This window comes from Bacillus sp. USDA818B3_A, assembly GCF_009928415.1.
Lineage (GTDB): Bacteria > Bacillota > Bacilli > Bacillales > Cytobacillaceae > Neobacillus.
The window spans coordinates 31,246-53,954 of the sequence record NZ_JAABNN010000009.1 but is presented as its reverse complement, the minus strand read 5'-3'; the positions used below and the strand labels follow the sequence as shown (position 1 = coordinate 53,954).

Here is a 22,709-nt window from a genome sequence, read left to right as displayed (position 1 = left end):
AAGGGCTGTAACTAATCCCCTGGGCGATATTGATATCTAGACAAATCAATCAACCCATTCAGACCAATCTCGACACCCTCGCTTTCAAGCGAGAACAGCTGCTCATGATAAAATTCGTCATCTTTCAAAGCAATCTGCCCTTTACTATTAATCACACGGTGCCAAGGCAGCTTATACTTCCTGCTCATCGAATGAAGAACACGTACCACCTGGCGCGCCGCACGAGGGCTCCCGGCGAGGGAGGCAATTTGCCCATAGGTCATCACTTTGCCCTCAGGAATATTCTGAATAATTTCGATCACTTTCTCAGTAAATGGTGTCATAAAGAAAAATCATTTCCTTCCATACGAATAATTAATCATGGAAACATTATATAATATTTAGTCCAGAAAAAAGGAGACAGCCAGTCCTATCAGTGTTTCCAGAACCTTTATTGATAAAAAAACAAAAACAAGTTGCATTAAAATAACAATTTACGAAAAAATTCTTTCGACAAAGTTTCTTAAAGAGCCTTGGGGAATTTAGGCTAAGAAAGCGGGTTAAACCCTTGGTAATCGTGGATTTTAGGCAGATGTCGAAAAAGGCGGTTTTGTCCTATTTTCTAAAGATTTGTTCATTACCTTTGTACCGTTTGTGTAATTCGTGCATAAACCCGTATCCAAGCTAATAAAATGGTTACAAACCTTTACAAAGAGAGTGTTTGAGGTGAGGAGTCGTTTGGAGATAGAAGGTATTCAGCCGGGGACATGATTATTCATTGTATTGACAGAAGGTTACACTTTCTGCCGTGTGTGGTGCCTGTCACCATTAACACTACACACGGAAGTAGAATTGGTCGAAGTGATAAGCGGGTCTCATTTCACACTTCTCACATCCAATTTAGGGAGGGCGAGAGTGTGCACGATTACATCAAAGAGAGAACTATCAAGATTGGAAAGTATATCGTGGAGACGAGGAAAACGGTTCGCGTTATTGCGAAGGAGTTTGGCGTATCCAAAAGTACAGTCCATAAGGATTTGACAGAAAGACTTCCTGAGATTAATCCAGAGCTGGCCAACGAGGTAAAGGAAATATTAGATTACCATAAATCCATTCGTCATCTCCGGGGCGGAGAGGCAACCAAAATGAAGTACCAAAAAGAAGAAAAGGAAGGCGAGGCCGTCAAGTAGACCGCTTTTTTTGAGGCCCCATCAACCCGAAATTCCCTTGATAACCCAAAAAAGGTGAAACAAGCAATCTGATCTCAGATTGCTCTTTTCATGCAAACTTTCGATTTTCTTTCCTGAAACCTTCCATTCGATATATTCCAACAAAAGTCATGATAATTACATTAAAATGTTATGGAAAAATTAACGAATATGGTACAATTATCAATTAGGAAAAGTATGTGGATTTTTGTTCCCGAGGAGGAAAGGAAAAAGAATGTTTGCAAGGGATATTGGGATTGACTTAGGAACGGCTAACGTGCTGATTCACGTTAAAGGCCGTGGAATTGTGCTGAATGAACCTTCCGTCGTAGCGATTGATAAAAATACAAACAAAGTTTTAGCAGTAGGGGAAGAAGCGCGCCGCATGGTCGGACGTACACCTGGAAATATCGTGGCCATTCGCCCGTTAAAAGACGGCGTCATCGCTGACTTTGATGTGACTGAAGCCATGCTAAAGCACTTTATTAATAAATTGAACGTAAAAGGCTTTTTATCGAAGCCGCGCATCCTGATTTGCTGTCCAACCAACATCACAAGCGTCGAGCAAAAGGCGATCAGAGAAGCCGCGGAAAAAAGCGGCGGCAAAAAGATTTACTTGGAAGAAGAGCCAAAGGTGGCGGCGATCGGTGCCGGCATGGACATCTTCCAGCCCAGCGGTAACATGGTAGTAGATATCGGAGGAGGAACAACAGATGTAGCCGTACTTTCAATGGGCGATATCGTTACTTCTTCCTCCATCAAAATGGCCGGCGATAAATTCGACATGGAGATCCTCAACCACATTAAGCGCGAGTATAAGCTATTGATTGGGGAACGTACGGCTGAAAATATTAAAATCAACATCGGTACGGTCTTCCCAGGTTCCCGTTCAGAGGAAATGGAAATTCGCGGCCGTGACATGGTTAGCGGCTTACCGCGCACCATTACGGTCCATTCAGAAGAAATCGAAGGTGCCCTACGTGAATCAGTTGCTGTTATTGTGCAAGCGGCAAAAAGCGTCTTGGAACGTACACCACCTGAACTTTCTGCTGATATCATTGACCGCGGTGTCATCTTAACTGGCGGCGGAGCTTTGCTTCACGGCATCGATATGCTGCTTGCAGAAGAGTTAAAGGTACCGGTATTGGTGGCAGAAAATCCAATGGACTGCGTAGCCATCGGTACAGGTATCATGCTTGATAACATTGACCGAATTTCGAACAGAAAATTAGGATAACAGCAATATAAAAGTCTAATGAACCAGGCTCAGACAAGCCTTAAATCATTGGACTTTTTATTTTTTATTAATAGTCCACCGGTTATTATTTTAAAAAAGAAAGATCCTGCCAGCCACAGATAAATTGACTCTTTTTACCAAGAAACCACTTTTTAATAAAAAAATAATGAGTATTGAGGAATAATTTTTTATAATAGAGTTAATGAACCTTAAGTAAAGCGAAATTTATCGGATATACTAAGTATTAACTCGCCAAATTCGTGCAAGGTGCAACAATTTGGTTAAAGGGGAAATTTATTAATGACAGCAAATAATGGACAAGTCCGATCGAGAGAAGAATATAAAAAGGCGAAACAAGAGGACGCCCCAACGAACCAGGCCCAAGCGAAGCCAGCGCAGCAAAAACGGGTGAGGATTCGCTTGATTCCGATATGGCTTCGTCTTGTTCTTTTATTGGTCAGCATAGTTTTCTGTGTAATGGCCGGAGCCGCGGTTGGGTACGGAATGCTTGGCGGCGGAGAGATGGGAGACATCTTAAAAGAATCCACTTGGACGCATATCATCGATTTAGTCGATAAGAAATAACTGGGAAGGGAGTAATTGCCCTTCCTATTTCTATATAGTAGAATGGAATCAGTTACTAGGAGGAGGTACTAAAAATGTTAGATATCGAACAAATCAAAGAAATTATTCCCCACCGCTATCCATTCCTACTTGTTGACCGCATCTTAGAAGTGGAAGAAGGAAAAAGAGCGGTTGGCATTAAAAACGTATCGGCGAATGAAGAATTTTTTAACGGCCACTTCCCGGAATACCCTGTTATGCCTGGTGTCCTCATTGTAGAGGCACTTGCGCAGGTTGGTGCGGTAGCAATGTTGAAAAAAGAAGAGAACCGCGGCCGCCTGGCATTTTTTGCAGGAATTGATAACTGCCGTTTTAAAAAGCAAGTAAAACCAGGAGATCAGCTGCGCCTTGAGGTAGAGATGACCCGTTTGCGCGGACCGGTTGGTAAAGGCAAAGCCGTTGCAACCGTTGACGGTGAAATCGCCTGTGAAGCGGAAATCACATTTGCACTTGGTGAGAAAAAGGAATAAGTTGACAAGGGCGGAGAAGCTAATCTCTGCCGTTTTTTTTGGATAAAAAATATCAGGTCATGGGCACCCTAATAAACGCAACACCAATGCGAAAGGGGACCTTGCCTTGAAGAAAAAATTAGTTCAATTACTTATTGGCTCAATGTTGTCAGGGGTACTTTTAGTCGGCTGTAATAACAATGATGATAAAACGCCAATCACAGATAATAATCTAAGGGATGATATTAGAAATAACGACTTGAGAAACAATAATATCCAAAATCCTGCAGATAACAATCTAAGGGATGACAACAACGATGATTTGATCGACAACAATAATATCGATGATGATAATGTAAATGACTATAAAAATGATACAAACACCGACACTGATAAAGACCCTTTCAAAGACAAGAACACGAAGAAAGAAGAAATGATTGAAGATGACCTTGATGCAAACGACCGAGACAATCGGGACCGTTAAAAGAAAGGACAGGCTCGGGGCCTGTCCTTTTTCTTCATGAAAAACCGTTTGCAAATAGTGCAAAAGCAGCAACGATTACGATAATAAGCACAACATAGAACAGGATGGCAAGTATCGTAATAATCCATCCTGCCACTTTTCGGCCTGTCTTGATAAAATAAATCCCCAGCGCAATCGGACCGAAGATAAAGCCTAAAATGGCCCAGAGCCAGCGGCTTTTATTGTGCTTGGGTGCATCAATATAAAGAAAAATAGCAAAAGCAAGACTGATAATTAAACTAATTAAACTCTCCACAAATATCCCCCCTATAAGTTAGTATCCCAAAATTACCCAAAAAAGCAATAGAAAATGGACAAATAAAAAACCAGCCAGTGGCTGGTATCAGTGATTTTTCACTTTAATTTTTGGTTTACTTTTCATTTTATCTTTAAATTCCTTCAGCAATTCCGTACCTTCAAGCCCTTTTTCAATCAGGCTGTCGAGCAAGAGCTCGGAATAATCACTTTTATTGCGGCGCAAGTGGCCTTGGAATAGGACGCTTATGTGACTCTCAAATTTAGTAAGTGAGCAGATCTTCGTTTGAAAATAGGCAGGGGCGTTCTCCTTTTTGGTAATTACCGCTTCAATGATGAGATCGCGGTCTGCCTCGGAGATTTTTTTAAAATAATCATAGAGGGACAGGTCTGTATAAGCTTCAAGCAGCCAGGTGGAGTGTTCATCTTCTTTGTTCAAAATCAAACCATCTACTAATGGGATTTCCACTGAGTTTTCATCTTCTACCACTTCCAATGAGTACAACTTAAAAGATTTCATCGCTACCTCCTGTTTATTTTTTCCTAATTATAGCATATGTCAGGAGAAAGCAAATGTCGAAAAGTATTTGTCGAAACTTGGTTATTTTATTTTTGTTGGAAGATTGAAGGGGGTAAATGACAAAAACAGGGGGGATAAATGAATTTTACGACAAAAACCGCCCCGATAACCGCTTTTTCTCCCTTTTACAACAATGGGAAAAACCAGCTATGATTAAGCCATCAAAAGGTGAAGGAGCTGAAAAGATGATCAATCAAGTCACGCTTGTCGGCCGGCTGACCCGGGACCCGGAGCTGAGGAAAACAACGGAAGGTACCGCTGTTACCAGCATTACACTTGCAGTCAACCGCAATTTTCGTAATCATAATGGTGATTTCGAGACGGATTTTGTGCAATGCACTCTTTGGCGGAAGGCGGCAGAAAATACTTGCCAATATTGTCGAAAGGGGGCCGTCGTGGGAATCACGGGCAGATTACAATCGCGCAATTACGAAGGCAAAGATGGAAAAAAGGTCTACGTCACAGAAGTGGTTGCGGAATCGATCCGTTTCTTGAGTGGGAGAGCGCAGGATGTAGTACCTGAACCGAAAAAGGAGGAGACAGCCGTTGGGATATCATGAGGACGAACAGCAAAAACTGGAGCAGCTGCTTGAAAGTTTAATTAAAATGGTGGGCAAGGCCAATAAAAATGTGGACAGCCTGCAGACCCGTGTCAGGCAATTAGAGTTATTGATTCGTGAACAGAATTTGATCATCAAGGAACGAGACCCCCTAGAAAATTACCCAAGACATCATCATTTACCTGATAAATTCCCTATACATCTATGACGTTCGATTGACCCATCCTTTTGCCCTTTGGGGCTCGTGTGACAGCGAGATTAATATAGCCATTTCCTTAGTATAAAAAATCAAACATTTCCCCGTTATTCTCCCCCATCATTCAGGCATCCTCCAGGATGCTATTTTTTTTAATAGGTATAGAAACCAGCGGGCAGGGCAAACTAATAGAAAAACCCCCCTGTTTTTTTAAAGAAAGCCGCGCCAATGTATTGGCAGCGGCTTCTTTGTGTGTATTACATTTTGTCTTTATGTTTTTTATTTATCTTTATAAACGTTGTAATTGTATCGGAATAGAAACTTTTACGTTTGGGGGCCATGAGGTGAAGCTCGACGAGTGCCTTTTTTAAATCGGGTTCATCATGCAGAAGCTGAAGGATCATGGCAACATCCGGATCCTCTAGTTTTTCCTTTAACACAAATCCTGGTGCTTCCATATTTGGCAACAGCTGGTTCAGTTCATCCACTAGATACTCTTTGTCCAATCTCTTTGTCCAATTTGTGAAAATGGTGCACATATGGGGGATTTTGTCCGTTTGCGGAAGTCGTATAAAAAGGAAAATTGAATATTATTGTCGAAAAGTATGAGTCGGTGTAATAAATTGTAATTATAGGAGGTTATGCATTTGGAGCATAAGAGTATATTAATGTTTATTGGAGAAGTCATAGGCAGCAGAGAAATACGAATTACAAAAAAGGTGAGCATTCACGATGCGATTATTTTGTTAGACAAGTCAATCCCAACACTCCCAACAACTTTGGACGAATCCTATCAATCTATCCCTCTAGAAGAACAAGCAAACATATTAATTCATTTGAATCATTACAATATCTTACTCTCCTATCAACAACATTCCCTGCAGATCGTAGAAACCAGTAATTTTCTTACGGAAGAAGAAATTTTAGACGTATTTACAAATTTCATTGTAAAAATCGGGGACAAACTCACCTGCCTGGGCACCTTCCCATACAGTAAAGCACGGTGCAGAAAAAGGAAAAAAGGGCCCACCCTTACCGGTGCCTGTCACCATTAGTGATGTTTACACTATACTAATATATAATATTAAGTGATTTACCTAATTTAACCATAAGTTGACACTGTTATGCCACAGAATAGACAACTTTTCATGAAATAAGACAAATTGTGATACACTTTTATTCGTTTTGTAACATAGCTGTTACATTCGTCTGGTATAAATATAGATAACTAAGGAGGGAGAAGCGTATGCACACGACAGGAAAGCGTATAATTCTCGGTTTACTTACAACTATATTATGTGTATCTGGTTCAATGGTTACATATGCACAAACAAACACTGAAGCACTACATAATGCAGAGGCGGAGCTTAAGCAGAAGCAGCAGGTCGTAGAGCAAAAAGTACAAGAACAACAAACGGTTAATAAGGAAATTTCAAATATTCAGGCAGAATTAACATCTCTTCAAGAGGAAATCGCTAAAACACAAGCATCCATGGCTGAAGCACAGAAAAAAATAGATGCCGTGAATCAGTTGATCGAAGAGAAGAAAGCAGAAATTGTTGTCATTGAGGATAAAATGCTTGCTCGGGAAGAGGTTATGAAAAAGCGGGCAGTAGCGATGCAGCAAAATAGTAACGTTAATCTAATGATTAATATATTCTTTGAATCTGATAGTCTTTCAGATTTTATCCAGCGTGCCAGCGCAGCATCAGAGTTAATTGATGCAGACAAAGATATTCTAACCGCACAGCAAGAGGATCTAAAACAGATCGAAGAAGATAAAGCAGAAATTGATCGACAAGAGAAAGTGTTAGAAGAGAATCAGAAAGCGCTTGCATCAGAGCAGGCCGCACTTGATCAAAATATGCAAAAAAGACAGCAAACTTTAACCGTTATGCAACAGAAATATACAGAGATTTCAAAGCAAGTGGCTCTAGCTGAGCAAGACAAAGCAGGGATTGAGTCACAAATGAAAAATCTTCAAACGGCTATCCAAGAGGAACAGGCAGCGGCGAAAGCACGTGCGGCTGCAGCTGCAGCTGCAAAAGCCACTGCAACTGCAACAGCAGCAAAACCAAGCACATCTGCGGCTAGACCGGCGGCAGCTCTAGTAAAAAATAACAAATCTTCACAAGGTGTTAAGCAAGGTAAAGAAATTTATGTGACCGCAACTGCGTATACTCCTAGCTGCGCTGGCTGCTCCGGAATTACAGCTTTGGGTTATAATGTTAAGGCGAATCCAAATATGAAATTAATCGCGGTAGACCCAAGTGTTATTCCGCTTGGAAGCAGAGTCTGGGTAGAAGGCTATGGCGAAGCGATTGCTGGCGACACAGGCGGTGCCATTAAGGGCCATAGAATCGATATTTTAATGCCGACAAAAGCGAAGGCTTTGGCTTTTGGAAGAAGAACAGTAAAAGTCATCATCTTAAATTAGACCATACAAGCTAGAGTGCTAGTAACCAGTTTACTATCTAGAGCTTAATAGTTTATTAACTTTACGAGAGACCTAACCAATAAATCGGTTAGGTCTCTTTTTGGCTTTAAATGGTGCCTTTTTATAGCTGGATGTTGTAGGAAATGGTTTTTTAGTAAACAATAAAATTGTATGGTGCCTTTACAAAAATATTTTGCACTGATAAAGTAATCAAGTGTTTTTTATGAAAAATAGCTTCGCAGTGTATACACTTGCTTATTTTTAAAAGCAAAATCAGTATCATCGAAGACAGCTTGTGGAGGAACGAACTATGAACTACATCATTGCAATCATCGGATTATTAGTTGTGTTTGGACTTGCCTATCTGGCAAGCAATAATCGCAGGCAGATTAAATGGAAGCCGATTATCTTAATGGTCGTCATTCAATTGATTTTAGCTGCCTTATTATTAAATACCACCTTTGGTTTAGTCATCATCAACGGGTTTGCCGGGGTGTTTAGTAAATTATTAGAATATGCCTCAAGCGGCATAAATTTTGTGTTTGGAGGCCTTGCAAATAAAGGAGAAGCACCATTTTTCCTGACGGTTTTGCTTCCGATTGTGTTCATTTCTGTGTTAATTGGGATTTTTCAATATGTAAAGATCCTTCCATTCATCATGAGGGTAATTGGTTTAATTTTAAGTAAAGTAAACGGAATGGGAAAATTAGAATCCTACAATGCAGTGGCTTCCGCAATCGTTGGACAGTCGGAAGTTTTTATAACGGTCAAGAAGCAGCTGGGTTTGCTTCCTGCTAATCGTTTATATACCTTGTGTGCTTCCGCCATGTCAACCGTGTCGATGTCGATTGTCGGAGCGTACATGACCATGATTAAACCCGAATATGTTGTCACAGCACTTGTCGTTAATTTATTTGGCGGATTTATCATTTCCTCGATTATCAATCCCTATCAGGTAGATCCAAGTGAGGATATATTAGAGATTCAAGATGTAGAAAAACAAAGCTTCTTTGAAATGTTAGGGGAATACATATTGGATGGGTTTAAAGTAGCCATCATTGTGGGTGCGATGTTAATCGGTTTTGTTGCGTTAATGGCTGGAATCGATGACCTATTCTTGATGATTTTCGGGATTTCATTCCAGCAAATATTAGGATATGTTTTTTCACCGTTTGCATTTATTATGGGGGTGCCATTTTCAGAAACGGTAAGGGCTGGGGGAATTATGGCAACAAAACTTGTAACGAATGAGTTTGTAGCCATGATCAATCTGACAAAAATACAGTCAGGTTTAAGTGCACGGACAATAGGGATTATCTCGGTATTCCTTGTCTCGTTCGCAAACTTTTCTTCAATTGGGATTGTTGCAGGAGCGGTAAAGAGCTTAAATGAAAAACAAGGAAATACAGTGGCCCGCTTCGGCTTGAAGCTGTTATATGGAGCCACATTAGTGAGTGTTTTATCAGCGGTCATTGTAAGTGTGGTTTTATAAAAAGTAAAAAAGGTGGCAGAACTACGATAAACAGTAGTCTGTCACCTTTTTTAAAAAGAACTATGCGCACTTCACTTAACCAACTGCATGAAGCAGAAAATTGGTGAAAAACAGAAGTGAAATGACCACACTTGAAAAAGTAAGCTGCTTTGATTTATTAGAAAAAACTTTTACAAGCGGATAAGCGATAAATCCGAAAGCAATTCCATCGACAATACTATAAGTCAACGGAATCATTATGATCACCAGAAAGGCCGGAAATGCTTCAGTAAAATCAGTAAAATCGATATTTACTACATTTGCCATCATCAATCCCCCGATAATAATGAGAATTGGAGTGATGGCGGCATCTGGTACTAATTTTATAAACGGCATGAAAAACAGAGACAGCAGAAGGAGTGAACCTGTTATAACAGAAGTTAAGCCAGTTCTTCCGCCCGTCGTGATACCCGCCGCTGTTTCAACCGTTGAAACAGCAGGACTTGTGCCAAAAAGTCCACAAACAATCGTGGAAAGTGAAATCGCCTTTAAAGATCTTTCACTCTTTTCCGGGGCCTTAAGCATCCCGTTGACTTGGGAATGCACCAAACCGATGTTTTCAAAGACGAGCACTAACACCAGGGAAAAGACCGCCGACCAAAATGGAAGGAACGACCACTTTCCAAACTGGCTGCTTAGGAAAACGTCCTGATAACTCTTAAAAGAAATGAAGCTAGTATCCATCCCTTTAAACTCGACAAGCCCGAAAAAGTAGGAAACAATCGTCCCTAGGATGATCGTGATCAAAAAGTTCCCCGGTATTTTCTTCAGGAATAAAAATAAGGCAATGATCAGATTAATAATCGAAGCCATCACCATCGGCGAAGATAACTCGCCAAGGGAAACAAAATTAGTCGGGTTTTCAGCGATGATTCCACTCTTTTGCAGTCCAATAAAGGCAATAAATAGTCCAATGCCAACAGAAATGGATTCCTTCAAAGAATCAGGAATCGCTTTTGTTATGATGCGGTGTAAATTGGTAAAAGCAACGATAACAAAAATAATCCCAGCAAGAACCACAGCCCCTAGAGCTTCCTTATAGTCAAGTCCCATTGAACCGACGATCGTATACGTAAATAAGGCATTAATCCCCATTCCCGGAACGATGATGAGCGGTGCATTGGCGATAAAGGCAACCAAAAGGCATCCTATAAACGAGGATAGTACGGTTGCGATGATTCCAGCTTCTAAAGGAATTCCGGCATCTTCAAGAATCTTTCCGTTGACGGCAAGGATATAAACGATTGAAAAAAACGAAGTTAACCCTGCAATAACCTCCTTTCTTATAGTTGTTTCATGCTGCTTAAGCTTAAAAACTCCCTTCATAATTATTATCACACTTTCGCGATTTCCCTCTCCCACCCGCATCAAGTTTATTTATTTAACTTATGCCGAGGGATATTATAACACAAACAGATGATTAATGGTGCCTGTCACCATTTACCATTTTTTCACTATGTTCAGGCAAAAAAATATCCAGCCGACGAGCGGCTGGATCAAAAAATATATAATTAAAAGGGGGTCATTCATGAAAAAGAGGTAAATCTGTTTCATAGGTTTATAATACCCGGTACAGATGAACAAAGTATGAACAAATCTTTAAATAATATTAGATTTTGAAACAAGGGGATTCAGACAAAAAAATCTAGCTGACTTTATCTTAAATAAGGCAGCGGGATGGTCCCACTGCCTTTTCCTTAGCCTAGTATTCGCAAAGATTCTTGGATAAACACCGGTATGTCCTCCGGCTGTCTGCTCGTCACCAGCTGATTTTGGCACACAACCACTTCTTTGTCATGCAAATTACCGCCGGCATTTTTTAGATCCACATGTATCGACTTATATCCAGTGACATCACGCCCATCAAGTGTTTCCGCTGTAATGAGCAGCTGAGGTCCGTGGCAGATGGCCAACACAGGTTTTTTAGCATCCATAAACGCTTTCGCGAATTGCACAAAGCGCTCGTCCGCCCGGAGAATATCCGGTGAAAATCCGCCTGGAATGAAAAGTGCATCAAAGTCCTCAGGAGAGACATCATCAATACTTTGATCGATGACCACCTCACTGCTTCCCTGTTTGCCTTTCACCGTTTTGCCCTTTTCCATTTCAATCGCAGTAACCTCAAACCCGCGCTCGTTAAAGGCCTGCACCGGCTCGGTATATTCGGAATCCTCGAAATGATCTGTTACTACCACAGCAATTTTTTTGCTCATAGCTATCCACTCCTTTTCTAAAACTCACTATTAATGTACCCTATATTATGACAGGTAAAACTTACCAGAGTGGGGGAGTGGAGGATGCATTATAGTAAGAAACGTCCCATTTCACAAAAATAGGAGCTGTCCATTTTTCGGACAACCCCCAGTACCTAAACAAAAAACCCAATACCAATTAAGATTGCTTCCACTGCGACAACGCCTAATAGTAAATTCATCTTACGCGCGCTTCTTTTCTCCAGTTTGGCCAGGTCATCCTTGCGGGTCGCCTGATCCGAAAGAGAGTGGAGTTTATCATTCGTTTGTTTAGCCATCATCTCTACTTGATCCTGCAATTGCTCAATGTCTGCTTTGTAGGATTCCAGCTGCTCAAGTTGTTTATGGGTCAAACTCTCTAGCTGATAAATCACCTTATTGATAAGAGCTTCTTCCCGAACGACGAGAATGCTATTGATCGACTCCGAATGCTTATGGAACATTTCCTTATACGACTGCTGCAATTGCTGCAAACGGTTATCCATTGCCAATAGGGCAGTGACATGAGAAGCTAATTTTTCTTCGGTTTTTGCTAAGTCATCTTTGGTGAGAGTGAAATACTCCTCATTTTGCTCCAAAAATTTACGGTTATTTTCGGCTGAAATCATCAGCTCACGGGTAAATTCCGCAATTTCATTTGAAACGGAATCAATGGTGGTGACGGATTTTTCCAACAACTCTTTGTTTCTGTTTTCTAATGTGTTCAGTTTTTCCTTAAAATCACCGTAAAAAATGTCTTCATTCAACTTCTTTAATTCATTCACTGCATTTTCATATTCACTTTGTGCAGGGAGATTGGTTTGGTGCGCCATCTATACATCGCCTCCTCTATTTAAAGATTCGATAATCCTCTCACCGTCTTGCCGTAAAAGCTGTAAATAGTGTGCCGCAAGAAATCGACTTTCTGCGTCGCCATACAGGAATTGCTGCTGCAACTCCTCCTTAAACGCCAGCCAATGTTTGATCAAATAGCCTTGTAAATCAGCGGCATGCTCATGGAATTGCTTCCTTAATTCACAGGCATTTAGATAGCGGGTTTTAAGCCTAGCTTCTTCCGTTTGGATTGTAGTTAATTCATTTTCTAGAGTGTTTATTTTTTGTCGGTAGCCACGCTTAGATGCCTCAGCCTCTTTGATCACTTGTTCTTTTCGGGCAGTTACTTCCTGTAATATTGATGTTAATAAACGATTATAGTTTTGATACATTTCCGTCACCCAGTCATGTGCTTGGGAGCGCATGCTGGACAGGGCCTTTTCATAGGTACCCTTAAACCAGAAGGCATCAATTTTTTGCTCGATCGGCGGAATCGGAGGGACGAAGGGAAGCTCTAAAGGCTGTGTTAGCTCTATTTTAAAATAACTAGCTTCCTGTTTGAGAATAAGAAGGGAGGTCCCTAAATCTCTTTCCACCGAAGTCTGCAATCTAGCTGTATCGTCATTGATGAGGCTGGCTTTCCGGTCATGGGGAGTATACTCAATGGTATCATCCACCAATAACGAAATATCGACGGGATCCGTACTTTTCAGTTCAATTTGTTTGAGAAATCGGTTATAGTCATCAATTTCGTTTGTAAATCCTTCCTCTTCCAGTTGGGATTCTTCCTTTTTACGATCGATGAGAAAAGATTGTTTGGTGATTAACAGCTCATACGGTTCAAGTTGTTTTTCATAATTGTTAAGCTCCAATTCCATTTCCTCTCCCGCTTTTTGAAAAAATTTCTGGAGACGGCTGAAAGAGAGTTCGTTTGGATTTTCAAGTTCGGTCTGCAGAAGATGCAACAAGTCTTCGATTGTGTCGATCAGTTCTCCATCTAGATGATGAAGGAAATCCTCTTTTGCCTTATAGGCCCATTCCAAACGTTTTCTGTGTAAATTAAGTAATGTAGGGTTCATGATTAAGGTCCAACTCCTGCATTCTATCTATGAAGTTTATTTTACCATTTTTATGGATAGATTTGTCTGAAAATAAGATTAAAAGATTTGCGGGGGGGTGGAGGAGATGGGAAGGAGGGTATAAAGAAAAGGGAGAAGAATGATCTCCTCCCCTTTATATACTAGCTTTAATCGTCATCCCGCTGTTCTGCCCGGGCCTTTCCGCCTTTTTCTCCGATTTCCTGATAAAATTCTTTATCATGGTTCTTAGAGGTGGCTTCTCCGCCCTTGCGTCCAATTTCTTGATAGAATTCTTTGTCGTGGTTCTCAGAGGTGGCTTCTCCACCCTTACGCCCAATTTCTTGGTAAAACTCTTTGTCATGTGTACGTGAAGTTTCTTCTCCGCCCATGCGGCCTGCTTCTTCTACTGTCATTTTACCTTTGTCATCTTTTTTGTTTGCCATAATAAAATCCCTCCTACGTGATATTTGGAATTGCTATTTGACTTACATTATTTATGTACCCGGGCTGCTTGTAATCAAACATTTTTTTTAAAAGTTTTATAAAAACTTAGAGGGATTAAGGGTGGGAAGGAGTTTGGTAATGGATTTGCAATTATTGTTGAATGCAAGCGAGGAAATGTAGAATTACAATAATTTTCGTAGAATTATTCTTCATTTTGTAGAATTCAGCATGATCTTTGTAGAATTGCTCTAAGGATTTAGATAAAACAGCCATTCGGACCGTAAAAATGACTCGTCCGGTCCGAATGGCTGTGTTTATTGTGGAGTCTCTCTCAATATCGGCATCGTACAGCAGCGGAAGGCACCGCCGGATTTAATAATTTCACTAATATCCACCTCAATCACTTCATAGCCGCGTTCCCTGAGCTGTTTGTTTACTTCCTTGTTGATAGGCAAACTTAACACCCGCTTGTTTCCAATTGAAAGGACATTGGTTCCCAGAGTGGCCTGTTCTTCTTCTGATACTTTAATTAAATTATAGCGGGAAGCAAGCAATTCTAATTTCTCCTCATGGATTTCACTTGGGAAAATTAATGCATCCTCTTCGGAAAGTATATTAAAAACACAATCTAAATGAAGATAGGTATCGGTGAATGGGATAGGAACAACTTCAAACGTTGGCAATAAGCTTTGTAAATGTTCAATGGCTGTTTCATTGGTTCGGTTACTTACGCCGATATAAATAGTGTTTCGGTCAATTAATACATCGCCGCCTTCAATCTTGTCTTCCAAAAGGTTGGTATAGGTGATTTGTTCCTTCTCAAGTAGATCGATTAACGGTTGTTCTTCGCCTTTCCGAACATCATGTGCCATATGGGCGACAAAAACTTGATTTCCAAGCGTAAACCCAATGTCACGTGTAAATACTTGTTCGGGGAACTTTTCGGAAGGAGTGACTAATAGTACTTCCACACCGTTTTCCTCTAGCGTCTGGACGAGTTGTTGATGTTGTTTTTTAGCCAGTTCGGTATCAATGTTTTCTTTTAAAAATTGTTTTTGAGTCTCATTGATCGGTTCACGGATGGTCATAAATGTGGGTGAACACAGAACCACCTTTTTTAACGTGTCATACTCACTAAAACAAGAGCTCTTTATGTATTGTGTTTCATTTTGCATATTTTTCCTCCTTGACGAGCGAAATTCCATTATAATATTCCCTATCGAGGTTCGGAGTAAACGAATAACCGATGAACCAAGCAATAAACAAAGAAGGGGTTATCTTGATGAGCCAGAAACAGATGCTGCATATCTTAAACGGACAAGCAATGTATGACTTTTACAAAGAGACAGATTTTCTGAAAGGGGAAAGGATAGTCCCTTTTAATGAGGCTATGTGTTATGGGGACACCAGTGAGGAGTTGTTTTCAAAAGAATTCATCCATAGCCGTTCGGAAGTTCATCATGTAACGGAAGAAGATTATATAAATCACACACTAAAACCGTTGCAGCCTCTATTTAACAGAGAATTTACGGATATCGTATTATGGTTTGATGAAGATATGTTCTGCCAAATCAATCTCCTTACCGTTCTTGCTTGGTTAGATCAGATAGATTATACAGAGGCAGTTGAAATCTATTTAGTTGGTGATAAGTTCGTACCTATTAGTCATTTTGTGGTAAATGCAAAAGGATATTTTGCCATCTACGAACAAGTGATGATTCATAAAAAGCTGCCGGAAAATATTTATCCAGCTCCATTAAAAAGAGGAGTAGAGCTTTATTTAAACTACCTTCACGAAGACAGTGATCTTATCCGATATATCGAAGAACATGGGGATGTTCCAGAAGAAGCCCTTGTATTTCAATTAATAAATAAATTCAAAGAATACGGCTTAGGAGATACACAATACCTAGAAATAATCAAACATCAGCGGCAAAACCAACAATTAATTAAAAAAAGGGATGACTCTTAGAATCATCCCGGTGCCTGTCACCGTTTCTCATTTCATCACAATAGTAATGTTGGCCTCGCGGCGATATGGTGCCTGTCACCATTACTCATTCCATCACAGTAGTAACGTTGCCATGGCGGCACAGTCACGGCAACTAGATTACCCTAAATAAACAAGATCTTTTAGTTCATCAGTAGAGAGCTCAGTAAGCCAGTTTTCACTGGTGATTATTTGGTCGTTTAGGAATTGCTTCTTCTCCAGCATCGCATCAATTTTTTCTTCCAGCGTACCCGTACAAATAAGCTTATGAACATGAACGAACCTTGTTTGGCCAATCCGATATGCCCGGTCAGTGGCCTGATTCTCGACTGCCGGATTCCACCAGCGGTCATAGTGGATGACATGATTGGCGGCCGTAAGGTTCAATCCAGTTCCGCCAGCCTTCAACGATAACAAGAACACAGGGAACTCCTGGTTCTGGAACCGTTCAATCATCTCGTCACGCTGTACCTTTGGCACACTGCCGTTCAAGAACGGCACATCGACGCCAAACTTTTTCTTCAACGTACTCTTAATCATTTCTCCCATTTCAATATACTGCGTGAAAATCAAACAGCTCTCGCCTTGATCCAGGACAGCATCAACCAGTTCGACCAGCTTTTCCAGCTTATTCGAACGATCCATGAGCTCGCGGCTAGTTCTCTGCTCCTTTAAATAGAGAGCCGGATGGTTACATAACTGTTTTAATCGGCTCAGCATCTGTAAGATTAATCCTTTACGCTCGAAGCCCGTTAACTTTTCAATCTCCGCAAATGTATCATGAATAAGCTGTTCATACAGCGAAGCCTGTTCAGCTGTAAGTGGACAGTATTCTTTCTGCTCAAGCTTATCAGGAAGGTTAAGAGCCACTTCTTCGTCTTTTTTCGTCCGGCGCAGCAAGAATGGACGAATCAGGGACTGCAGCTGCTGGACCTTTTCCTTCTTCTCGTCTTTCTCAATCGGAATGACGAAGCGCTTCTGGAATTGCCCCAGGCTGCCAAGGTAGCCGTGATTGGTAAAATCAAAAATTGACCATAGCTCTGTGAGGCGATTTTCCATCGGCGTCCCTGTTAAGGCGATATGGTGTCGGCCGCGCAGCCGCCTTACTGCTTTCGATTGCTTAGTTTGAGCGTTCTTAATGTTTTGCGCCTCATCGATGGCGATCGAACCCCAAATCACCGACTCAAACTCATCCGAATCAAGGTGGCTTATTCCATACGAGGTCAACACCACATCGGCATCTTGGACCTGTTCCGCGAAAGCTTCTTCCTTGAGGCGGTTCGAACCATAGTGTAAATACACTTTCATCTCTGGCGCAAACCGTTCCAGCTCCTTCTGCCAGTTCCCCAGTACAGACGTAGGGCAGATAATCAACGCAGCCTTTGTAGGGACCTTAGCCTTCGGAGCCGTCTCCGTCTCATCAGCACTTTTCTTACGCTTGGTAGTGCTAACGGTGTCAGGCACCATTTCTAAGGTATCCTCGTTTTTCACCTTCAAAAGGTAGGAGATGAGCTGGACGGTTTTGCCGAGGCCCATGTCGTCGGCTAGGACGGCGCCGAAGCCGAATTGGCGCAGGAACCAGAGCCAGCTCATGCCGAGCTGCTGGTATGGGCGGAGTTCGCCGTTTAATCCTTCCGGAACTGACTCGAGCGGGATTTCGTGAACCTCCGATAGCATCTTGACCATCTGCTTCCATTGGCGATTGAGCTCAATTTGGATCTTCGCAAATGCCTTTGGATTTTCAAGTTCCTCCTCACTGGCTGCAGAATCACCCAGCTCTTGCTCGAGCAAATCGCGGACATGCAAGCCCTCTTTTTCGGCCCGTTTCATTAAATCCTGTATTTGCCTGATAAACTGCGGGTCGAGCTTCACCCAGCGGCCGCGGATATACACGAGCCTGCGCTTTTCCTCAACCAACTGTCCAAACTCTTCTTCCGATAAGTCCACGCCATTCATTGAAAACCGCCAATTGAAATCAAGCATGGCCTGAAGTCCAACGAAGGATGGCCGATGGCTGGATGATCCCTTCAATGAAGCTTTTACCTTTAAGTTGGCGTTCTTCATCGCCTGCCACCACGAAGGAAGGAGGATTTCGACATTGAGTGCGACTAGGGTTTCACTGGCATCTGTTAAAAACATCCACGCTTCTTCCTCAGTCAGGTGGGTCTTAAAAAAGCCATCCTCCGCAAGCCAAGGAATTAATCGGGCCCAGCGGGCGCGCTCTTCATCTACCTTGTCTAAAAATGGGCGCCACTTGGCAGGGATTTTCCGGATTCCTTCCACATCATAAATATCATCCACATTTTTCTTACCCCGCAAGAATACGTCTAATCTCCAAGGACCCTCTCCATCCAAAGGTTCCTCCAGCCGCAGCCCAATGGTAAATGGGGTGTCGCTTTCCTTTATTCCTACCCACTCAAGCCAGCTGTTTTCATCAAAGTAACGGGCAAGCTCTACGCCGGATATATCTTGCTTTCGTAATAGATCCAGCTTCGGACCAAATAATTCTTTCATGGCCGCATTTCGGGTCAAATAGGCATCCAAAGCATGATTATATAAATCAGAAATATAGTCTTTCGTTGTGCCGAGCTCACTACTAGCGCTTACTAAGCTTTCAGTATCATTCTCGATTGGCTGATCCCAGAAAGAGGAATCAAATTCATCCTTGACCCTTTCCGGAAGCTTCCAGCGGAAATCACCATGTTCCCATACAGAGAAATCTGGGAGCCAATCCTTCTCCACAATACCCTCATAGAGTGTGAGTGCAGAGGCAAGACAGATCTCAGATTGCTCGTTCCAATCCCAATCTATATACCGATTGAACGATTCCTTAGCAAACAACGAGACGAGCTGCCAGCTGCTGACGACAACACCTTCCACATCATGAACAGTTTCCGTCTCGAGTAGTGTGCCAAAAAAGCTTTCTTCATGGCTGCTAAAAACGAGGTTCTTCCATCTAAACGGGTTCATATATTTCCCCCGTTCATCTTGGGCTGTCAAAAGAAAACGGCCATCCCCTAATTTAGTTGTCTGTAATTTGATAAACCTTGTTTTAAGCATAAATACCGTACCCCTTTAACCCAAACCGCAGGCCGTGACCCCGGTTAATAAAGTTATCTATAAACAAATGGTGCCTGTCACCGTAAATTCCATTAACACCGTTACCATGCTGCTTTATTAAAAAGCTGGTCTATTAATTTGGTTTCTGTAAAAATCCATATTCCTATATTATAACCAAAAAATTGTGGTTAGAGGAGTGGGGAGGACGGAAAGGGAAATTTTCATTTATGTAAGAGAAGTATTATGATAATAAAGGGACTAAAAAAAGGTGGTATAGAGAATGGAAAGAATAGCTGTTATTTCAGATATACATGGAAATATTCCTGCTTTACAAGCAGTTCTTAAAGATATTCAGTCCAGGAAGATTGAGAGAATCTTCTGTTTAGGTGATCTAGTTGGAAAAGGGCCCGATTCAAGTGAAGCGATAGACATGATCCGCACGACTTGTGAGGTGACTGTGAAAGGGAATTGGGATGATTTTATTACAAAACCAACGGAGTTTGAAGCGCTCAAATGGCATCAAAATCAATTAACGCCCCCACACACTCATTTTTTAGAGCAGCTTCCTTTTTCAGTAGAATTCATGATGAGTGGAAAGCTCATTAGACTTTTCCATGCTTCTCCAAGAAGCTTATATGACCGAATTCAGCCATGGGATCCAATCGATCGCCGCTTGAGTATGTTCGAAAATACTACATACACGGAAAATATCCTTGGAGGCAAGGAGCCGGATGTGGTTTGCTATGGGGATATCCATAATGCATATGTGGAAGTTATCAAAGGAAAGACCCTTTGCAATGTAGGAAGCGTGGGCAACCCGCTAGACCTGCCCCAAGCATCTTATGCCATATTAGAAGGAGAATATGGAAGTAAGGAGGCAGGCACCTTTTCGATTCAATTAATCCGGGTCCCTTATGATATTGAGTTGGCTGTTCAACTTGCCAAAGAAAAAGGGATGCCCGATCTTGAACCATATATAACAGAATTAACAACCGCTCAGTACAGAGGAATCAAAAAGGATTAAAAGGAATGACCCCTATTGTTGATCAGATACAATTCAAAAAATCCCATTATCAGGGTAGCGACTTAACAACAGTCCTTAATTAAGTAACCAGCGAAGGTTAAGTAAGCGGAGATTTTCCGGTTAAGTGCAGAATGGAGCTTGTTTCGGGATAAATAAGGGGAGATTTTCCGACTATGCAAAGTAAAATCCCCCATTTTCACGTTTTTCGAGTCAATAGACGGAATTTCTCCGTCTATTGAGGCTATTTTTAACGCTAATTACAAATTAAGCGGAATTTTTCCGTCTATTTATAAGATCGGGAACTTAACCTGATCTCCCAACCGATAAGAGCGGAGCCTCATGATCTCATAAGCCTTTCATGGTTTGCTCTCGCTCCATTGTTTTTTAAAAACAAATAGCACCATAGATATGGTGCTATATAATAGGTATTTTTTGTTGATAATTCACATTTTTCGATACCAAAATGGTTTATTTTTTCATCAAAAGATACAAGAAATAGGGCGCACCAATTAAGGCAACCATAATGCCAGCTGGAATCCCATTCGGTTCGACAAGATTACGGCCAAGAGTATCGGCAATTAACAAGAGCCAGCCTCCGATAAGAATCGCAATCGGGAGAGATAATTGATGTCTCGGTCCAACCAACGCTTTTGCCATATGCGGAGCCATCAATCCAATAAACGAAATCCCGCCCGTAACAGATACAGCGGAAGCAGCTAAGGCAACGGCCGCTAACAGTAAAACCATCCGTTCCTTCTCAAGCGACAGCCCCACACCAATCGCCACAGGGTCACTAAACCCAAGCAGATTCAACCGGTTAGCTTTATACAAAGTAAAAGGGATCAGCACAACCAGCCAAGGGAGAAGGGACCAAATAAACGGCCAATCCGTTCCCCAAATATTCCCCGCCAGCCATTTCGCGATAAAAGCGACTTTTTCACGGTCGGCAGAAGAAATCAGGACAATCATCGCTCCGGACAGCGCCATTGAAAAACCAATCCCAACAAGCACTAATCGAACCGGCTGAAGGCCGGTATTCCTCTTATACGAAAACAAATAGATAAAGCCGGCAGTAAGGACGGCGCTAAAAAAGGCAATCAGAGGCAGGACATAAACAAATGAACCCGCTTCAATTGGGAAAAAGAGAAAGAAAACAGCAACCCCAACTCCTGCGCCCGCATTAATCCCGATAATCCCCGGATCCGCCAAATCATTTCGGGTAATTCCCTGTAAAATCGAACCAGACAAGGCCAGGGCCATCCCTGCTAAAAAGGTAACGATCATCCGCGGCATACGAATCGAAAATAACACAAACTCCTCTTTAAACGTGCCATCACCCAGAAGCGTTGGCCACAGCCGATCATAAGAGACAGAGGAATAGCCCCAGCCCATGCCAATCACCGTTGTCATAAAAATGAATCCAACTAAAACAGAGAGAACCACGCGCTGTTTTTTTACCAAGGCAGGATGCATCATGAGAAAACACTGCCCCCTTTACGAACAACCATTAAGAAAAACGGCAGCCCCATAACGGCAACAATCGCAGCCACGGGTGTTTCGTAGGGTGCGTGAATCGTTCGCCCCACGGTATCGGCGATCAGCATAAAAACAGCGCCGGACACCGCACTCATCGGCAGAATCAGCCGGTAATCCGTCCCAACGATAGCCCGGACGAGATGAGGGACCATCAAGCCGATAAAGGCCATATTTCCAACCAAGGCAACAGAGGCGCCGGCAAGTAGCACGATCACCATAAAAAGAATCGCTTTAATTTGGGTGATTTTTTGCCCCAACCCAACGGCAACCTCCTCACTTAAGCTAAGAATCGTGAGCTGCCTGGAAAGGAGGAGTGCTATCAAGATACCAATTGTAATCACCGGAACCACGACAGTAAGCTGGCTCCAGGAAGTCCCGATCAGCCCCCCTGCAGTCCACATAGAAACATTTTTTGATAGTTTAAAATAAATCCCAACCCCTTCAGCGACCGCATAAAGGAAGGCCGAGACCGCTGCCCCGGCCAATACAATCCGAAGCGGTGAAAAGCCGCCCTTCGTCACGGCACCAATGCCGAAAACTAAAATCGTTCCTGCAGCCGCTCCAATAAAACAAGCAAATGTAATAGAAAGATAGTTGGCAGAAGGGATAAAGGCAATCGTAACTGCAAGCGCGGCGTTGGCACCGGCAGTCAGTCCGAGCAGCCCCGGGTCAGCCAGGGGATTTCGTGTCAGTCCTTGCATAACCGCCCCGGAAACCGCAAGACCAGCTCCCACAAAAATCGCTGCTACTTCTCTAGGGAAACGGATTTCACGCAGCATTAATGTGGCATCATTTTTTACATGGGTCGTCAGTGCCAGCCAAACATCCTTCACCGTCGTCTCAGCGGCGCCAAATGTACATGCGATGATAAACATTCCGATAAAAACGACCAGACTAGCCGCCATTTTATAGATAAAAGGATTCCTCATGGC

The 22,709-nt window shown here is 42.1% G+C and carries 24 protein-coding genes and 1 pseudogene; 12 read left to right on the top strand and 13 right to left on the bottom strand.

All coding sequences use genetic code 11. The features are described 5' to 3' along the window. Positions 1-11 precede the first annotated feature (11 nt). A complete protein-coding gene (locus GXK58_RS15865; protein ID WP_160724137.1) occupies positions 12-323 on the bottom strand; it encodes an MGMT family protein in 312 nt (103 codons plus the stop codon). A gap of 573 nt (positions 324-896) precedes the next feature. Between GXK58_RS15865 and spoIIID the strand changes: the two genes are divergently transcribed. The 5 genes from spoIIID to GXK58_RS15840 all read left to right on the top strand — a co-directional run bounded on the left by spoIIID (position 897) and on the right by GXK58_RS15840 (position 3,981). Further along, positions 897-1,169: a sporulation transcriptional regulator SpoIIID gene (spoIIID, locus tag GXK58_RS15860; RefSeq protein ID WP_007086083.1), complete on the top strand. Its 273-nt coding sequence runs from the start codon at positions 897-899 to the stop codon at positions 1,167-1,169. 253 nt (positions 1,170-1,422) lie between these two features. Then, positions 1,423-2,424, top strand: coding sequence for a rod shape-determining protein (locus tag GXK58_RS15855; protein ID WP_160724136.1), 1,002 nt, complete (start codon positions 1,423-1,425; stop codon positions 2,422-2,424). A 300-nt stretch (positions 2,425-2,724) separates the two neighbouring features. Next, entirely contained in the window at positions 2,725-3,009 is a 285-nt protein-coding gene (locus GXK58_RS15850) for a DNA-directed RNA polymerase subunit beta (protein WP_160724135.1), read from the top strand. A gap of 74 nt (positions 3,010-3,083) precedes the next feature. Further along, positions 3,084-3,518, top strand: coding sequence for a 3-hydroxyacyl-ACP dehydratase FabZ (gene fabZ / locus GXK58_RS15845; protein WP_160724134.1), 435 nt, complete (start codon positions 3,084-3,086; stop codon positions 3,516-3,518). A gap of 106 nt (positions 3,519-3,624) precedes the next feature. Beyond that, entirely contained in the window at positions 3,625-3,981 is a 357-nt protein-coding gene (locus tag GXK58_RS15840; protein ID WP_160724133.1) for a hypothetical protein, read from the top strand. Between the two features lie 34 nt (positions 3,982-4,015). On the opposite strand, the gene GXK58_RS15835 is transcribed toward GXK58_RS15840, so the two are convergent. Beyond that, positions 4,016-4,276 carry a hypothetical protein gene (locus GXK58_RS15835; protein ID WP_160724132.1) on the bottom strand — a complete coding sequence of 87 codons (261 nt, stop codon included), beginning with the start codon at positions 4,274-4,276 and terminating at the stop codon, positions 4,016-4,018. A gap of 87 nt (positions 4,277-4,363) precedes the next feature. Beyond that, complete coding sequence (locus tag GXK58_RS15830; protein WP_160724131.1) at positions 4,364-4,795, bottom strand: YwpF-like family protein; 432 nt, start codon at positions 4,793-4,795, stop codon at positions 4,364-4,366. Between the two features lie 245 nt (positions 4,796-5,040). Here GXK58_RS15830 and ssb point away from each other — a divergent pair, with 245 nt between their 5' ends. Both ssb and GXK58_RS15820 read left to right on the top strand, forming a co-directional pair. Then, entirely contained in the window at positions 5,041-5,415 is a 375-nt protein-coding gene (gene ssb / locus GXK58_RS15825; protein WP_160724226.1) for a single-stranded DNA-binding protein, read from the top strand. Then, a complete protein-coding gene (locus GXK58_RS15820; protein WP_160724130.1) occupies positions 5,402-5,623 on the top strand; it encodes a hypothetical protein in 222 nt (73 codons plus the stop codon). The genes ssb and GXK58_RS15820 overlap by 14 nt, the downstream gene beginning before the upstream one ends. 245 nt (positions 5,624-5,868) lie before the next feature. On the opposite strand, the gene GXK58_RS15815 is transcribed toward GXK58_RS15820, so the two are convergent. Beyond that, complete coding sequence (locus GXK58_RS15815) at positions 5,869-6,099, bottom strand: hypothetical protein (protein ID WP_160724129.1); 231 nt, start codon at positions 6,097-6,099, stop codon at positions 5,869-5,871. A gap of 159 nt (positions 6,100-6,258) precedes the next feature. Between GXK58_RS15815 and GXK58_RS15810 the strand changes: the two genes are divergently transcribed. The 3 genes from GXK58_RS15810 to GXK58_RS15800 all read left to right on the top strand — a co-directional run bounded on the left by GXK58_RS15810 (position 6,259) and on the right by GXK58_RS15800 (position 9,540). Then, positions 6,259-6,666, top strand: a complete 408-nt coding sequence (locus tag GXK58_RS15810) for a hypothetical protein (RefSeq protein ID WP_160724128.1) — start codon at positions 6,259-6,261, stop codon at positions 6,664-6,666. Positions 6,667-6,857: 191 nt separating this feature from the next. Further along, positions 6,858-8,048 (top strand): 3D domain-containing protein, encoded by a 1,191-nt coding sequence (locus tag GXK58_RS15805; RefSeq protein ID WP_160724127.1) that lies wholly within the window; start codon positions 6,858-6,860, stop codon positions 8,046-8,048. 310 nt (positions 8,049-8,358) lie between these two features. After that, positions 8,359-9,540: a NupC/NupG family nucleoside CNT transporter gene (locus tag GXK58_RS15800; protein WP_160724126.1), complete on the top strand. Its 1,182-nt coding sequence runs from the start codon at positions 8,359-8,361 to the stop codon at positions 9,538-9,540. Between the two features lie 75 nt (positions 9,541-9,615). Here the strand turns inward: GXK58_RS15800 and GXK58_RS15795 are convergent, their stop codons facing one another. The 6 genes and pseudogenes from GXK58_RS15795 to GXK58_RS15770 all read right to left on the bottom strand — a co-directional run bounded on the left by GXK58_RS15795 (position 9,616) and on the right by GXK58_RS15770 (position 15,342). Further along, positions 9,616-10,905: an NCS2 family permease gene (locus tag GXK58_RS15795; protein WP_160724125.1), complete on the bottom strand. Its 1,290-nt coding sequence runs from the start codon at positions 10,903-10,905 to the stop codon at positions 9,616-9,618. A gap of 371 nt (positions 10,906-11,276) precedes the next feature. Beyond that, positions 11,277-11,792: a type 1 glutamine amidotransferase domain-containing protein gene (locus GXK58_RS15790; RefSeq protein WP_160724124.1), complete on the bottom strand. Its 516-nt coding sequence runs from the start codon at positions 11,790-11,792 to the stop codon at positions 11,277-11,279. 155 nt (positions 11,793-11,947) lie between these two features. Further along, positions 11,948-12,643 (bottom strand): hypothetical protein, encoded by a 696-nt coding sequence (locus GXK58_RS15785; protein ID WP_160724123.1) that lies wholly within the window; start codon positions 12,641-12,643, stop codon positions 11,948-11,950. Beyond that, entirely contained in the window at positions 12,644-13,723 is a 1,080-nt protein-coding gene (locus GXK58_RS15780) for a hypothetical protein (protein WP_160724122.1), read from the bottom strand. It abuts the gene before it with no gap. A 170-nt stretch (positions 13,724-13,893) separates the two neighbouring features. Then, a pseudogene (locus GXK58_RS15775) lies at positions 13,894-14,166 on the bottom strand (KGG domain-containing protein); the annotation flags it as partial. 315 nt (positions 14,167-14,481) lie between these two features. Next, complete coding sequence (locus GXK58_RS15770) at positions 14,482-15,342, bottom strand: dimethylarginine dimethylaminohydrolase family protein (protein WP_160724120.1); 861 nt, start codon at positions 15,340-15,342, stop codon at positions 14,482-14,484. A gap of 107 nt (positions 15,343-15,449) precedes the next feature. On the opposite strand from GXK58_RS15770, the gene GXK58_RS15765 reads away from it, so the two are divergent. Then, a complete protein-coding gene (locus GXK58_RS15765; protein WP_160724119.1) occupies positions 15,450-16,139 on the top strand; it encodes an AraC family transcriptional regulator in 690 nt (229 codons plus the stop codon). Between the two features lie 138 nt (positions 16,140-16,277). Here the strand turns inward: GXK58_RS15765 and GXK58_RS15760 are convergent, their stop codons facing one another. After that, positions 16,278-19,217: a DEAD/DEAH box helicase gene (locus GXK58_RS15760; protein WP_160724118.1), complete on the bottom strand. Its 2,940-nt coding sequence runs from the start codon at positions 19,215-19,217 to the stop codon at positions 16,278-16,280. Positions 19,218-19,497: 280 nt separating this feature from the next. On the opposite strand from GXK58_RS15760, the gene GXK58_RS15755 reads away from it, so the two are divergent. After that, complete coding sequence (locus GXK58_RS15755; protein ID WP_160724117.1) at positions 19,498-20,241, top strand: metallophosphoesterase family protein; 744 nt, start codon at positions 19,498-19,500, stop codon at positions 20,239-20,241. A 468-nt stretch (positions 20,242-20,709) separates the two neighbouring features. Here GXK58_RS15755 and GXK58_RS15750 read toward each other — a convergent pair whose 3' ends face one another. Continuing rightward, positions 20,710-21,717, bottom strand: a complete 1,008-nt coding sequence (locus GXK58_RS15750) for a FecCD family ABC transporter permease (protein WP_160724116.1) — start codon at positions 21,715-21,717, stop codon at positions 20,710-20,712. Further along, positions 21,714-22,706 (bottom strand): FecCD family ABC transporter permease, encoded by a 993-nt coding sequence (locus GXK58_RS15745; protein WP_160724115.1) that lies wholly within the window; start codon positions 22,704-22,706, stop codon positions 21,714-21,716. The genes GXK58_RS15750 and GXK58_RS15745 overlap by 4 nt, the downstream gene beginning before the upstream one ends. Between the last annotated feature and the right edge of the window lie 3 nt (positions 22,707-22,709).

Coding starts and splice junctions, on each gene's coding strand:
- GXK58_RS15865 (WP_160724137.1), bottom strand. CDS start 323: ATGACACCATTTACTGAGAAAGTGATCGAAATTATTCAGAATATTCCT.
- GXK58_RS15855 (WP_160724136.1), top strand. CDS start 1,423: ATGTTTGCAAGGGATATTGGGATTGACTTAGGAACGGCTAACGTGCTG.
- GXK58_RS15850 (WP_160724135.1), top strand. CDS start 2,725: ATGACAGCAAATAATGGACAAGTCCGATCGAGAGAAGAATATAAAAAG.
- fabZ (WP_160724134.1), top strand. CDS start 3,084: ATGTTAGATATCGAACAAATCAAAGAAATTATTCCCCACCGCTATCCA.
- GXK58_RS15830 (WP_160724131.1), bottom strand. CDS start 4,795: ATGAAATCTTTTAAGTTGTACTCATTGGAAGTGGTAGAAGATGAAAAC.
- ssb (WP_160724226.1), top strand. CDS start 5,041: ATGATCAATCAAGTCACGCTTGTCGGCCGGCTGACCCGGGACCCGGAG.
- GXK58_RS15805 (WP_160724127.1), top strand. CDS start 6,858: ATGCACACGACAGGAAAGCGTATAATTCTCGGTTTACTTACAACTATA.
- GXK58_RS15800 (WP_160724126.1), top strand. CDS start 8,359: ATGAACTACATCATTGCAATCATCGGATTATTAGTTGTGTTTGGACTT.
- GXK58_RS15795 (WP_160724125.1), bottom strand. CDS start 10,905: ATGAAGGGAGTTTTTAAGCTTAAGCAGCATGAAACAACTATAAGAAAG.
- GXK58_RS15790 (WP_160724124.1), bottom strand. CDS start 11,792: ATGAGCAAAAAAATTGCTGTGGTAGTAACAGATCATTTCGAGGATTCC.
- GXK58_RS15785 (WP_160724123.1), bottom strand. CDS start 12,643: ATGGCGCACCAAACCAATCTCCCTGCACAAAGTGAATATGAAAATGCA.
- GXK58_RS15780 (WP_160724122.1), bottom strand. CDS start 13,723: ATGAACCCTACATTACTTAATTTACACAGAAAACGTTTGGAATGGGCC.
- GXK58_RS15770 (WP_160724120.1), bottom strand. CDS start 15,342: ATGCAAAATGAAACACAATACATAAAGAGCTCTTGTTTTAGTGAGTAT.
- GXK58_RS15765 (WP_160724119.1), top strand. CDS start 15,450: ATGAGCCAGAAACAGATGCTGCATATCTTAAACGGACAAGCAATGTAT.
- GXK58_RS15760 (WP_160724118.1), bottom strand. CDS start 19,217: ATGCTTAAAACAAGGTTTATCAAATTACAGACAACTAAATTAGGGGAT.
- GXK58_RS15755 (WP_160724117.1), top strand. CDS start 19,498: ATGGAAAGAATAGCTGTTATTTCAGATATACATGGAAATATTCCTGCT.
- GXK58_RS15750 (WP_160724116.1), bottom strand. CDS start 21,717: ATGATGCATCCTGCCTTGGTAAAAAAACAGCGCGTGGTTCTCTCTGTT.
- GXK58_RS15745 (WP_160724115.1), bottom strand. CDS start 22,706: ATGAGGAATCCTTTTATCTATAAAATGGCGGCTAGTCTGGTCGTTTTT.